The organism is uncultured Fibrobacter sp., from assembly GCF_937877005.1.
GTDB lineage: Bacteria > Fibrobacterota > Fibrobacteria > Fibrobacterales > Fibrobacteraceae > Fibrobacter.
On sequence record NZ_CALEFV010000070.1, the window covers coordinates 1 to 13,541 of the forward strand.

Annotated in this window: 11 protein-coding genes and 1 tRNA gene; 4 read left to right on the top strand and 8 right to left on the bottom strand. The window is 53.0% G+C overall.

The window, feature by feature from the left end; all coding sequences use genetic code 11:
* Nucleotides 1-101: 101 nt before the first annotated feature.
* Nucleotides 102-881 carry a DUF3108 domain-containing protein gene (locus Q0628_RS04010; RefSeq protein WP_298768382.1) on the top strand — a complete coding sequence of 260 codons (780 nt, stop codon included), beginning with the start codon at nucleotides 102-104 and terminating at the stop codon, nucleotides 879-881.
* 134 nt (nucleotides 882-1,015) lie between these two features.
* The gene (locus Q0628_RS04015; protein WP_298768384.1) at nucleotides 1,016-2,008 is read left to right on the top strand and encodes a hypothetical protein; all 993 of its coding nucleotides are present in this window, start codon (nucleotides 1,016-1,018) and stop codon (nucleotides 2,006-2,008) included.
* A 219-nt stretch (nucleotides 2,009-2,227) separates the two neighbouring features.
* Here Q0628_RS04015 and Q0628_RS04020 read toward each other — a convergent pair.
* From Q0628_RS04020 to Q0628_RS04030, 3 genes are all read right to left on the bottom strand, one after another.
* Nucleotides 2,228-2,301 (bottom strand) — tRNA-Arg (locus Q0628_RS04020).
* 21 nt (nucleotides 2,302-2,322) lie between these two features.
* A complete protein-coding gene (gene rimO / locus Q0628_RS04025; protein WP_298768386.1) occupies nucleotides 2,323-3,633 on the bottom strand; it encodes a 30S ribosomal protein S12 methylthiotransferase RimO in 1,311 nt (436 codons plus the stop codon).
* Nucleotides 3,634-3,661: 28 nt separating this feature from the next.
* Nucleotides 3,662-4,669: a Fic family protein gene (locus Q0628_RS04030; RefSeq protein ID WP_298768388.1), complete on the bottom strand. Its 1,008-nt coding sequence runs from the start codon at nucleotides 4,667-4,669 to the stop codon at nucleotides 3,662-3,664.
* Between the two features lie 219 nt (nucleotides 4,670-4,888).
* On the opposite strand from Q0628_RS04030, the gene Q0628_RS04035 reads away from it, so the two are divergent.
* Nucleotides 4,889-5,731, top strand: a complete 843-nt coding sequence (locus tag Q0628_RS04035; RefSeq protein ID WP_298768390.1) for a 50S ribosomal protein L11 methyltransferase — start codon at nucleotides 4,889-4,891, stop codon at nucleotides 5,729-5,731.
* Nucleotides 5,732-5,737: 6 nt separating this feature from the next.
* On the opposite strand, the gene Q0628_RS04040 is transcribed toward Q0628_RS04035, so the two are convergent.
* On the bottom strand, nucleotides 5,738-7,000 hold the full coding sequence (locus tag Q0628_RS04040; protein ID WP_298768392.1) for an efflux RND transporter periplasmic adaptor subunit: 1,263 nt from the start codon (nucleotides 6,998-7,000) through the stop codon (nucleotides 5,738-5,740).
* Between the two features lie 164 nt (nucleotides 7,001-7,164).
* Here Q0628_RS04040 and Q0628_RS04045 point away from each other — a divergent pair, with 164 nt between their 5' ends.
* Nucleotides 7,165-8,064, top strand: a complete 900-nt coding sequence (locus Q0628_RS04045) for a cation diffusion facilitator family transporter (RefSeq protein WP_298768394.1) — start codon at nucleotides 7,165-7,167, stop codon at nucleotides 8,062-8,064.
* A gap of 37 nt (nucleotides 8,065-8,101) precedes the next feature.
* Here the strand turns inward: Q0628_RS04045 and Q0628_RS04050 are convergent, their stop codons facing one another.
* From Q0628_RS04050 to Q0628_RS04065, 4 genes are all read right to left on the bottom strand, one after another.
* Nucleotides 8,102-9,562, bottom strand: coding sequence for a pitrilysin family protein (locus tag Q0628_RS04050; protein WP_298768397.1), 1,461 nt, complete (start codon nucleotides 9,560-9,562; stop codon nucleotides 8,102-8,104).
* 20 nt (nucleotides 9,563-9,582) lie between these two features.
* Nucleotides 9,583-10,497 carry a hypothetical protein gene (locus Q0628_RS04055; RefSeq protein ID WP_298768399.1) on the bottom strand — a complete coding sequence of 305 codons (915 nt, stop codon included), beginning with the start codon at nucleotides 10,495-10,497 and terminating at the stop codon, nucleotides 9,583-9,585.
* Nucleotides 10,498-10,665: 168 nt separating this feature from the next.
* Entirely contained in the window at nucleotides 10,666-12,780 is a 2,115-nt protein-coding gene (locus Q0628_RS04060; RefSeq protein ID WP_298768401.1) for a pectinesterase family protein, read from the bottom strand.
* A 48-nt stretch (nucleotides 12,781-12,828) separates the two neighbouring features.
* A partial coding sequence (locus Q0628_RS04065; protein ID WP_298768403.1) for a carbohydrate-binding protein occupies nucleotides 12,829-13,541 on the bottom strand: 713 nt, incomplete at its 5' end.

Here is a 13,541-nt window from a genome sequence, read left to right on the forward strand (position 1 = left end):
CGGAGACATTGAAGGCTAATTCAATGTGGAATGTGAAATGTGAGATGAGTGATGAATAATCACACATTTCACATCACTCATTACACATCACATATCCGTTTATGCGCTTTTGTTCCGTACGTATTTTTGTCTTGTTAGCGGCGTTCCTCGTGGCGGCGTGTTTCGCCGGTGAGCCGAACCTTCCTGAGGTCAACGCCCCGTGGATGAAGGGCGAAAAGCTGACCTTCAGCCTTGGTTGGGGGTTCATTACCGCAGGTTCTGCGACTCTCGAGGTCAAGCCGATTGCAGACGGCAAGACGGAGTTCCTGACGCATGCGACGGGCAACAAGACTATCAATCGAATCTATCCGGTCAATGATACGGTGTACACCCGCGTGCGCAACAAGGGCCTCATGACCGAAGTCTTCCGCAAGCGACTCCACGAGGGTACGTTCCACAACACGTCTGTCATCCGTTTTGACCGCAAGGGCGAGAAGGCTTGGCTTTCGGATACGGTCTTTACCGATATGAAGACCCGCAAGACCAAGCGCTCCGCCGATACGGCGGTCGCCATCCAGGGCATGGAACACAGCATCATGTCTGCGTTCTACCTGGTGCGTACGCTCCCGCTCAAGGTGGGGGAAACTTCCCGTTTTTCAGCGGTGAGCGGCAAGAAGCGTTATGAGCTTAAGGTGCTGGTCCATGGCAAGGAGACAATCGAGAGCGTACTCGGGAAGGTTCCCTGCATCAAGGTGGAACCCGTGCTCGACGGCGACGGAATCTTCAACTCCAAGGGGCGTATCTTTATCTGGCTTACCGACGACGATCGCCGCATTCCGGTGCTCATGGAGTGCGAAATTGCCCTTGGGAGTATAAAAGCGAAACTTTTGAAGGTTGAATAGGAGTTTTTAGGGTTTGGATCGAGTCAAAAGGCGAAAAATAGGGCATATTTTGTAATTTTTACACATGAGCTTTTGCAAAATGCGTGCTTAAAAGTTATATTCGCAAATGCGATTGTTATAATCTGAGGCTTTGAATGTTTAAAAAAGTATTGTTGACTCTCTGTCTGGCCACCTTCATGTCTTGGGCTCAAGACGACTTTGATGACGATGACGAAGGTTTTGTTTCGGCCCCTTCCGCTGCTGCTGCAGAGCAAGATGGTGATGATGATGGTTTCATTTCTGCCGGCGATGCCGCTGCTCCTCATGCGACCATGGCCACGTCGGAAGATGAGGAAGAGGATTTTTCAGGTGAAAGCATGTCTTCTGCCCAGCGTCGTGAAATGGCGGAACGCCAGAAGTTCGAAGAGGAACAGCGTCAGGACGAATATGCAAACTCGCTCCGCCGCCGTGACTGGCTTCGCAACCGTCTGATCTTCCAGCTGGGTATGGGTTCCCGCTACCCGATCATGGGTGAAACCGGTATGGGTATGGGTCTCGGAGCTGGTATCGAATATATCCTGCCTTTCCACGTGGCTGTATTCGGATCCTTTGGTTTCTTGCCTAAGGGTACCGACAACGACTTCGACGAATGGGAACTTGAAGGCGGTACGGGTTACAAGGTCGGTATAAACTATTACCTCTTCCCCAAGAACCCGCTCCACTTGGGTCTGTCCGTTTCCTATGGTACGGTCTATTTTGACCACGACATTATTCCTGAAGATAATGTTCGCCCGCTCATCAAGGTCAACGGTTTCCAGTTTGACGCTCTCATTACCTACTTGACGAACGAATGGTACTACCTGCAGTTCTCTATCGGTATGTACTATGCACCCAAGCTGGCGACGACCCCGAATACCTACGACGAATCTACCGACAACCCGAGCTTCCGCAAGAAGGAACTCGATGGCATGTGGCAGGATGGCGAATGGACTTCCAAGGTTATCGAATCCAAGGGCATGAGCAAGACGGGTATCGTGTTCGGTATCGCGATCGGTTACGCTCTGCCGGAACTCTTCCCGGACGATACCGAAAAGCGTCGTCGTGAACGTGAGAAGGCTAGAGCTCGCTCTGGCGTTGCTGGTCGCTAAGACTTATATTGATATTGAAAAGGGCGCCTCATTGAGGCGCCTTTTTTATACCCTTGATGCGATTGCCCACAAACCTTTGGTTTGTGGGCAAACCCATCGGCTCGGAAATGGGCAAGCAAGCTTGCCCGCTTCACTCGCCTTACAGGGTTGTCGAACGTTCCGTTCTCATCAAGATAAAGAAACAATAGGACTCCCCATAAAGAGGAGTCCTATTGTTTATACCCTTGATGCGATTCGAACGCATGACCTTCAACTTCGGAGGCTGACACTCTATCCAACTGAGCTACAAGGGCGAGCGAGTCAAAGATAGTAAATTAAAGCAGCTTAACAATTAGTTCGTGCGGCTCGGCGTCCACCACGAGTGCATCGCGGAATTCGCCCACGTCGGCATCGCCTTCGAGCACCTTCACGATGTCGTCGTTTTCCATGGAATTGCCTTCGGTGCGTCCGTAGAAATGATATTCGCTTTCTTCGGCTACCTGGTCAATGATGATGCGGACCTTCTTTCCGATCATAGCTTCGGCATGTTCCGCATCGAGTTCTTCTTGCAAATCGTTTACGGCGTCGAGCCTTGCACGGGCTTCACTTTCATCGACAGCGGGCAAGTCCATTTCCATTACGGGCGTGCCTTCTTCGGGACTGAACACGAAACCGCCCAGATGGTCGAACTGGATGTCTTCCAGAAGTTCCATCAGTTCTTCAAAGTCTTCGTGCGTTTCGCCGGGGAACCCGACGAGCACCGTGGTGCGGAGCGTAACTCCCGGAATGCGCTCGCGAATCTTGTGCAGAATATCGACAAGTTCCTTCTTGCGGTAGTTCCTCTTCATGTTCTTGAGTACGTTGTCGCTTGCATGCTGTATGGGCATGTCCACGTACTTCACCAGGCGCGGTTCGCTTGCCATCAGGTCCAGCAGTTCGTCGTCCACGAACATCGGGTACCAGTAAAGCGTACGGATCCACGGGATGCTCGTGTTGTCAAGAATCGCGCGTAAAAGCTGGGCGAGCGTGCCGCCCTTCTTGCCCTTTTCGCGACCAAAGTAAGTCGTATCCTGAGCGATGAGCGTGATTTCCTGAACGCCTTGTGCTTCAAGTTCCTTGGCTTCGGCAACAATGTCTTCGATGCTGCGCGACACTTGCTTGCCACGGATTAGCGGAATGGCACAGTAGGCGCAACGACGATTGCAGCCTTCGGCTATTTTCAGGTAGGCATGGTGCTTGAATCCGCCCAAGTTCATGCGCGTGAGGTTTTCTGCATCGCAGGTGGCGGGGGCCACGATCCCCATTTTCTGTAAAAGTTCGCCCGGCTTGTAGGTGCCAACCCAGTAATCGACTTCGGGAAGCTCCTTGATGAGTTCGTCGCCGTAGCGGCCCGAAAGGCAGCCCGACACAATCAGTTTCTGTTTGGGTTTCTTGCCGTTAATTTGTGCGAGAATCGCGTTGATGGATTCTTCCTTGGCGGCTTCGATGAATCCGCAAGTGTTCACCAGAATGTAGTCCGCCTTGGCGGCAGTGTCGCAGGTGGTAAAGCCTGCGTGCAGCATTTCGCCGACCAGGTTCTCTGCATCGACCTGGTTCTTGGCACATCCTAGGTGGACAACGAAAACTTTGGGCTTTTTAGTAGGCATGTTGCCAAATATAGGTTTTTGCGGTGGTTCACGCAAGACTGTATCTTTGGCTGCGGCCGCCCTTGCTTTCTGCGCGGACGATTCCCTTGGCGATAAGGTCCTGGATGTCGCGCAGGGCTGAATCGTGGCTTGTGCCCGTAAAGGAGGCAACCTCCTTTACCGAGAAAATGGCGGGAATGCTACCGTCGAAGGCCGCTTCCACAATTTTCTTTTGGCGGCTTGACATTTCCTGTTGCAGGTTTTTCTGTAGGAACTGAGCTTTGCTCAGGGTGCCCGCAATTTCTCGTTCGCTTGCAGAGATGGATTCGCGCAGCGCCTCCAGGAACCAGAGAATCCATTCTGTGAGGTCTCCGTTGCCGGCCTGTGCCTTGGCGAGGGTCTCGAAATAGGCATCGCGTGTCCTCAGTATCTGAGCGTTGAGGGCGTATTGGCACCGGGTGGTGTTTTCGCTACGGGCTAGAAGCATGGCGCTCAGGGCCCTTGCGATCCGTCCGTTCCCGTCGTCGAAAGGTCGTATTGTCAAAAACCAGAAATGGGCGATGGCTGCCTTGATGACTCCATCCTGGGACGAAGTCTCGAACCAGGAAATGAACTTTTCCATCTCGTAGGGAATACGGCTCGGTGACACTCCGGTAAAGGTGCCGACGGTGCTTTCGCTGTTACGGAAACTTCTTACCTTGTTCTGGCCCAGGGCGGCATGCCATGCGAAGAGTCTGTCGGTGGTTAGCGGGAGTCTGGCGTTCTGCAGTGCGCCGACAAGATTGCGAATATCGTCGCTGGCTCCGTTTCTTTTTTCTATTTCGGATTTGACGGCATCTTCGTTGAGCGGGATGTCGTCTATGGCGAAACTCGAGGCGATGTCGTGGGCGAGCATCCGTTTTTCCGTATCCGGATTGCTGACGAAATCGGCGACTCCGACAAGCTTTCCTTCGAGTAGACGAGTTTGTCCGAGTGCGTCCATGACTTTTTGGGCGTTATAGCGGAAACGGGTCCAGTCGGGGTACTGGTGTATGAAAAGGGGCTTGAACGAGTTCATTTGACGCAAAATATACGTAGAAAACGCTTTTTTGAGGGGGGGGAACATGTAATGTTCCATCTTAGAGCATCGAATCCTGAAAAAAATCCGTTGAACGCTGTTTTTGGGTGTATCTTTTTATAAAAGCTTATGATTGGGGCCAAGCGATTTTTGGTGTTTACGCTTGGTGAGAGGTTCGGTCCGCGCGCCCCGAACCTCTCTCTTTTTTAAATTTTATATATGCAGAAAATTGATACATGGTACAAGGCCGAAGGGCATTGCCCCGAAGAAGATTATGAACTTGCCAGCTATCTGCTTTTCGAGGCAGGTGTGGCGACTCTCGAAGAACTGGATCCTAAGGAAGAGGGACGCACGGACTTCTGTTTTTATACGGGGGACAAGGCTGAACGCGACCGTATCGTGAACGAATTTCCGCAGTATCATTTCGTGGTAACCGAAGAACCTGCAAAGGATTGGGACAAGTGGTGGCGCGATCGTGCGCAGCCGGTAGCCGTGAGTCCGCATCTGTGGGTTCGTCCCCCCTGGGTGGAATTTACTCCCGACGATCCGCAGGCCGTCGTACTGGAGCTCGAAGCAAAGACTGCCTTTGGTACCGGTGAACACGATACGACGAGCAGTTGTGCGACTCTTATGGAATCCATTGACTTTAAGGGAAAGTCGGTGCTCGATATCGGTACGGGTACCGGCATCCTTGCCATGTACGCCCGCCGTCTGGGAGCCCGCCTTGCCGTGGGAACGGAGATTGATCCGTTGACCATTCCCTGCATTGCCGAAAACTTTGATCGCAATGGCTTCAAGGAATCTGACTGCGTGTTGGGGTTCCTGGATGCTTTTAAGGATGGCACCAAGTTTGATGTTATTCTCTGCAACATGATCCGCAGCGAGTTGTGGCCGCTTCGCGATGATATTGAGGACTTGCTTGCGCAAGGCGGTGAACTAGTCATTTCTGGACAGCTCGAAACGGAAAAGGAATATATTCTTCGCTGGTTCGAAGAAGCTGGCTATACTGTCAAATTAGAACGAGTAAGCGGCGAATGGTGGAGTGTGCTTGCACGCTCCTAGGCTGCTCTATTTTTTCCGTTTTCCCGGAGGCCCAGGCATGAAGGGGCTGCACGTTTCCGATTTCTCGGCTTTAGCCTTCGTACTCTCCTGACTCACGACCACGGAATCGCCGGCATCGAGTCCTTTCAGAATCTGGATGTTTACGCCGTCACTGATGCCCGTCTTGACATGGCGTGGGGCGGCTTTTCCATTGATGTTTATCCATACGAGGCTGCCGCTCGGTTTCTTGCCGTCGGCACGTTTCTTGAAGGACTTGGGCGGCCCGAACTTTCCCGGAACGCCGGAAGGTGGATCCATTCCTGCGGGAGGAGCCTGAATACCCTTGGGGTCTGCCATCGGTGTTCCGTCAGCCGGAGTGAACTTGAGCGCTTTAACGGGAATGGCGATTGCATCCTTGATTTCTTGTGTCACGATGGTGCATGTGGCCGTCATGCCGGGGAGCAGTTTTTGGTCCGGATTCTCGGCGGTAATTACAACGGTGTACGTGACGACATTACTTGCGGTGGTCGGATTAAGGCGAACTTCCTGCACGGATCCGTTAAAGGTCTCGTTCTGGAAGGCGTCTACAGTAAATGTGACGCGCTGGCCTTGCTTTACCTGACCTATATCCGCCTCGTCGATATCGGCCATCACTTTCATCTGGCTTAGGTCCTTGGCGATTATAAAGAGGGTCGGTGTGCTCATGGAAGCGGCCACGGTTTGTCCGACTTCGACATTGCGAGAAAGTACGATACCGTTGATTGGGCTCTTGATGGTTGCGTAACTCAGGTTGAGACGAGCCTGTGCCACTTCGTTCTTACTGCGTTCTACGGCAAGTGCGGCTGAGTTCATGTTGTATTCGGCGGTCTCGAGTTCCACGGCGCTTGCAGAATTGCTTTCGGAAAGTTTCTTGACGCGGTTGTAGGTCGATTCCTTGTACTTGTAGTCCGTTTCGGCGCTGCGGTAGGCAATTTCGGCTTGAGTCAGTGTTGCCTTGAGCTTGGACTTGTCCAGTTCGGCGATTACCTGTCCTTTCTTGACCTTGGAATTGAAATCGACGAAGATCTTTGCGATGTCGCCCGAAACCTGCGTGCCGACTTCCACCTGGTCGACGGGTTTGAGTGTGCCCGTCGCCGAAATGGTGGTAGCGATAGTTGTCTGTGTGACCTTTGCGCTTACTAAGGGCCCCGCGGCATTTTCTGCGCTTTCCGAAAAAAAGAATGTCTTGACGCCATAAGCGATGGCGCCAAGAATTACGACAATGATGAAGATTTTCAGAAGCTTTTTCATAAACGCTGTCAAAAAATAGAAAGTCCCGTTCAATTTTCGAATAATTAGATGTGCACACACGACAAAAGGTTGCCTATTTACAAGTGTTTATTCCCAATTTTTTATATTATGCAGCATTAATCACTAACCGCTGCTTACTTCCTACCGCCGACTTCCTACTATCTATGACTCGTATTGCTAAGAAAGATGACAGTTCCGAGATTCGCCGCGTTACCTGGGTGGGGCTTGGTTGGAACGTGGTCTTGTCGGTAGGCAAGTTTTTTGCGGGTTACTTTGGCGGATCCCAAGCACTTATTGCCGATGCCATACACAGCGCTTCTGATTTTGTTACGGATATTGCAATTATCGCTGGCTCGCGGTTCTGGAATGCACCGCCCGATGCGGAGCACCCGTATGGGCACAGGCGATTCGAGACGCTGATTTCGGTCGGAATCGGACTAGCGGTTTGCGCCGTGGGTCTTGGGCTCGGCTATAATGCCGTTGTGGCCCTTGTAAATGGAAATCAGTCGCACCCCGAATGGATTGCAGCTGTCATGGCGGCGGTTTCAATTGTCGTGAAAGAGGCTCTTTTTCGCTACACGCGGACGAAAGGCCGTGCCATCCGTAGCGAGGCCGTCGAGGCAAACGCATGGCACCATAGGAGCGATGCCTACAGTTCTATTCCTGTTTTGATCGCGGTCTTGTTCGGGATTCTTTTCCCGACGCTCTGGTTTGCAGACTCCGTGGGCGCGATCATCGTTTCGGTATTCATTCTGCATTCGGGCTTTGAAATTGCCTGGCCGGGAATTCACCGCGTAGCCGACGAAGGTGCAAGCGAGGAGGTCTCCCAGAAGTTACGCAACATCGCTCTTGCTTGTCCGAATGTAATCAGCATTCACGGGTTCCGTACGCGTTATGTGGGGAGTGACCTGCATGTGGATTTGCATGTGGTTGTCCCTGCCGACATGACGCTCTTGGCCGCTCACGATTTGTCCGAAGAAGTGGAACGTAGACTGATTGATGCTGGTGAAAACGTGGTCGATGCGCTTGTACACATCGATCCGTACGATCCGAATAAAGTTTAATGGATTGTTTCGCCCATACGGGCTCGCATTAAAGGGATTACTTTTTCAGCAAGAAGCCGACAACGCTCTTTTCGCGAATAAATGTTTTTTGAGCTGCGTCCTGCACTTCGGCGGCGGTCACCTTGTTCAGTTCGTCGGCCCAGTTGAGGAAAATGCGGTAGTCGCCGTACATTTCGTACCAGGCAAGCATGGTCGCCACATTTTCCATGTCGGTCAGGCTGCGAACCAGGCCTGCGTAAGCGTGATTCTTCACCTTCTGAAAATCGCGTTCCGAAACGGTTTCGGTCTTAAGGCGTTCCAATTCTTCCCACACGATCTTTTCGACTTTTGCGGGATCGGCATCGGGACGCATGCTCACGCTGATATTGAATTCGGAAATGTACTTGTTCGGGCTGTTGCTTGCGCTTGCGCTGACGGCGAGTTTTTCGTCCTGTACCAGACGTTTATACAGCCTTCCAGATCGTCCATTCAGCACGCCTTCGGCGATGTCGAGCGGATAAAGAATTTTGTTGCCTACTTCGGGTGTCTTGAAGGATAGCGTATAAAGGTTGGGAGCGTCGGAGCGCTTTACGGTGAGTCGCTTTTCTCCAGCCTGTTCCGGGTCTTCGATGGTAAGCGGCGGGAAGGCTTCTCCGGCAGGAATCGGACCGAAATATTTTTTCACCATGTCCATTGTAGAGGTCGTGTCTAGGTCCCCTGCCAGCACGAGAATGGCGTTGCGTGGCTTGTAATACTTGTGATAATGTTCATCGGCCATTTCGCGCGTGAGATTCATGATGTCCGAAGACCAGCCGATGGTCGGCACGCGATACGGGAACGCCTCGTAGATCATGGAGTTAAGCGTTTCGTAGAATCGACCCGTAGGCTTGTCGTCGTAGCGCATGCGACGTTCTTCGCGCACGACCATGCGTTCGGAGTAGAATTCGCGTAGCACGGCATTCTGCATGCGGTCGGCTTCGAGCCACATGAAGAGTTCGATTTTGTCTTTGGGGAGCGTAACGATGTAGGCCGTCATCAGGTCGGAGGTGAATGCGTTCAGGCCTGTGCCGCCGGCGGACTGGTAGGCGCTCCAGAGTTCGTCCTTTACGAAAATCTTGCGGTGCTCATTGACGATGGAATCGTGTTCGGCGGTCAGCTTGTTCACCTTTGCGGTGTCGCCCGCCAGCTTTGCGGGGCGGATTAGGGCCTGCAAACTGTCCTGTATTGCCATGAAGCGTTCGTCGGCAATGCTGTCGGTAATGCCCACCTTCTTGGTGCCCTTAAAGAGTTCATGTTCCAGTATGTGGGCGAGGCCGGATTTTCCCGGAACCTCGTGCACTGACCCGGTCACGTAGAATAGGCGGCAACTCACCGTAGGGGCCTGTTTGTTGGGGTGCAGAAGCACCGTGAGGCCGTTGGGGAGGACTTCCTTGTGGACGACGAGATTGACCTGGGCGGAGATACTTGCTGAAAGCAGGCCGATTGCCAGGGCGGTTCTCCATGAAAAAAGCTTAAGCATTTTTGCTCCCTATCGTCGTGTTATTCTTTTGCGAATTTGGCTATTTCCAAGCCGATTTCATGGGCTTTCTGCGGGTTTTCGTTATAGATGGCGTCAATTTTCTTGCAGCCGAGTTCTAACAGCTTGCGGGCCATTGTCGATTCCGAATTATGGCGCAGGTCGCGAAGCGCCAAGTCGATCAGCTTGACATCGGCTTGCACCGGGTAGCCTTTCATGAATTCATAGAACTGCTTGATCTGCTCGCTATACTTTTCTTCGCTTTCGAGCGCCAGCAGAAAGGGTATCACGCGCGTGTTGAGGAGGTTGCCGAGATCGCCCATGAAGGTATTCAAGGTGACCCCCTTCGGGAAAAGGTCTTCGGAATCCTTCTGAAGGTCGTCCGTGTCAACGAATTCTCCGGATTCAAGCTGCGATAGCGCATCGTTCAGAAATTCCATTTCCTTTTTGCGAGCTTGTTCGCGGAAACGTGCCTGGTAGTATATCGGAAGTGTCGTAAGGCAGAAATGAGCTTGCCCTGCACCGATAAACTCGCCAATGTAGTAGATGTCCGCGTCCTCTTTCAGAATATCTTCTTCGCAGGTAAAGTTGCCAATTTTTGCAGGAATCGGAATTACTTCCATGCTCGAAAGTTCATGGAGACGTTCGCGCATGGTTTCGACATCCATTTCGGGCGGAAGTTCAACGCCGTCGGCTTCCATGGATTCGAGCATGTCGTTGATTTTGTCATCAACCGCGCGGTCAATCGCTTTCTTGCTAGGTACGCGTGGCGAGAACATGCGAAAGTCACCTTCCAGGGCCAAAAGCCCGTTCTTGATCATGTCGTCGAAGGGGGTGCCGCTATCGCGTTCATCGGGGGGCGGCAAAATCTTGGCATAGGCAATCATGCGCCCGCACAAATTCTCGTCGTTTCCTTTTTTCTGCTCAATGCCTAACATACAGGGAGCAATATAGTAAATAGTAGGAAGTAGGACAAATGCGTAAACCGAGCGTCGCGACAAAACTTGTTTTGGCATGAATAAAAAAGGGGCAGGTCTGCCCCTCGTTCACACTTCGTTGTTCACTACCCCATCGAGCGGGGCTCAGACGCCGCCCCGCAACGCCCGCTACTTCACGCGGATGATTTGCTGGCGGAGTAGGGGGCCGTTGCCGCGCTGTAGCAAGTACACGCCCGGCGCCAAATTTTCGGTGCTTACGGTCGAGCCCGCGGATTCGCGAATCAGCTGTCCCGTCAAGGTAAACAGGCGTACGCGAGTTGTCGAAGCGAGAGGTTGGCTCGGCATTGCAAGCCCGCGAATCGCAGTCGTTGCGTCGGCCTTGATCAAAACCAGTTCCAATTGATCGAGGTTCGGACCGTCGTTGCCGGCAATAGTTGCAAAGGTGAAGTAGCTTGCCCCGGCGGGGAACATTGCCGCAATTGACAAGGTATCCCAGGTTGTCCAACTTTCTGTCGCCGCAAACGAAAGCGTCTCGGCACTCTTGCAGCCGTCAATGCCGGCGGTGCACACGCCCGGGGCCGCGGCCGCCAGGCTACGTGCATTGCCGCTCCCGTTCGCATAGCGAATCACGACCTGGTACTCGCCCGCGACATCAGCATATACGGGGACCTGTATCATGCTCAAATCGCCGGCTGCAAAGTTCACAAAAGCAGCTCCGTTAAAGCCCGCGTTGTTGCTTTCGGCAGCGGCATTCGTAATGATTCCGTCTTCCACCTGGAACACGGTAGTACCCTTAGCGGTAAAGCTCGGAATGAGTTCGATGTCACTCGCCGCAACGATTTCGACCTTGGCAACACTGGCGTCAATGCTGGCGGCGCTCTTGCCGCTCCAGCCCGCAAAGGTCCAGCCTTCGTTCGGTTCTGCGGTAAAGGTAGCTGTCTTTCCTTCCAAGACCTTGTCGCTGCTGAGGTTTGTCGTGACCTTGCCGCCGATGGCGTCGCCAAGTGTCACCTTATAGTAAGTGGCGTTCGCATCGACCGTCGCGACCTCGTTCGAATAGGCTCCGAGGCCGCCCATGCTGTTCGCGGCACGCACCGTAATCTTGGAACCCGTGGCAACACCCTCGAGCGAGAAACTCGGCGTAATCACGTTCGCCTTGTACTTGCCATTCACAAAGATGACCCAGGCGCGGGCGTTATCGTCGTCGGCCCAGACGATTTCGGCACCTTCCTGCGCAATTTTCGGGGCGTTTACCTGAGCTGTCAACTTGGTCGGATCCCAGTTGTCGCTACCCTTCATCACGTTTTGGAGCGTGTACTTGGCAGCATCGCTTGCGTTCCACACCGTCTTGAGCGTAGTCGCCGACGAAGCGTCCTTGCCGCCATTAAAATAGGTCTTGCGTTTGCTCGTGTTTACAGCGTTTCCGTTGCCGTCCTTGCTGTTGTATTCGCCAAAGACCTGCGGGGCCGAATTCATATCGGGGCCCCAGCCTTCGCCCGTGGGTTGCGCAATCATCTTCGTATTTAGGAATACCACCTTTGCGTGCCCCCAGGAACGCCCCAAATAGAATGTTCCGTTGAAACTGCTGTTGTTCACCGAGATGGTCGCGTTATTGAATACGTAGCCCCAGTCTCCCGGATTCTGGGAAGCCGTAATGTAGCCACCCTTCCGCGTCACCACAAGCTTGGTGCCTTCGAAGAACACGTCGCCGCCACCGCAGATAAAGTCGACCGTTCCGTCAATTTCGCCACCTTCCCAGTAGGTGCGGCCCTTCTTGGTGTAATAGGTGTCTTGCCCACTTAAAAGCCGCACATTCTTGTAGATAAACTTGTCACCTTCGTTCTGCTGCAGGGCCACCTGGCGTGCTGCATTCTCCGAACTGACCGAGCTCCTATTCTGCAGGGTGATATCCTGCATGTACATGTTGTTGTTCTTTGGGAAATAGAGTGTTGCCGTGGTACTGATACCTTCGGTATCCGTCGTGTTCCAAATAATCGTCTTATCTACCGATTGCCCGACAATAGAGACATTCGATGCCGAAAAAGTCGTCTTGCCGTGTTCATCGCCCGTGAGTTTCGTGATTTCGTATTCGCCATCGGGAACAAAAAGGACGAAGCGATTGTTCGCAGATGCTCCCGAAGCGTTTGCCGCCGCAATGGCCGCCTTGAAGTCGCCATCGACACCAAGCACGAAATCAATCTTCTTTTTTTCAATAGCGGATGCGGAAATAGCGAGACCTAAAGTCGCAAGTAGATAGATTTTTGATGTAACACTATTCAACATAAAACCTCGTATACGGATTGCTTCACCTGCGGCTCGCAATGACGTTCGTCACCTCGAACCGTTCACGCGGAAGATTTTGCCGTTCGCTTTTTTCAGGTAAACGCCTGCGCTTGCGCCACCGCCGCGACCGAAATCTACATAGTAGCGGTCTGTCGCCATTCCTGCCGGACGCACAGCGCGGCCTCTAATAAATTCCGTATTGCCATTTCCGCCGAGTTCTTTTTCACCCGCATAAAGGTCTTCGTTCATCCAGCCGATGTAATCGATGTTCGCCATGCCGTCGCTACCCGTACTCGTGAGCTTGAGCTCGCTGTAGCCCTTTTCGAGCGGCACCTTAACGGTTTGCGCCTCCCAAGTGGTCCAGCCACCCGTAGAGCCCATGCTCACACCTTGAACAACAAGCACGTCGCCCACGTATATGTCGTAGCCGCGAGCGCCCGAGCCACCATTTGCGAAGCGGATTGTCAAATCGTATTCGCCAGCCTTCGCCGCGGTTACGCCGTAAGTCACGTGGCTACCCGTTTCGTTATCCACATTCGCGTAGCCCTCGCCCACAAAGCCCGTATTCGTCGATTCCTTGGCACCCTTGATGTCCACGAAATTCACGCCATCGATGTATGTTTTGCAGGTGTCGCTCCCGCAAAGTGCGGCCGGCGGCGGAGGCGGAACATACGAACCCGCAGCCTTTTCGAGCGCTTCCAAATATGCGGCTTCCGTCGAAAGGATTGCACTGCCGTAGTCGCCTGCCCACTGGTAACCCG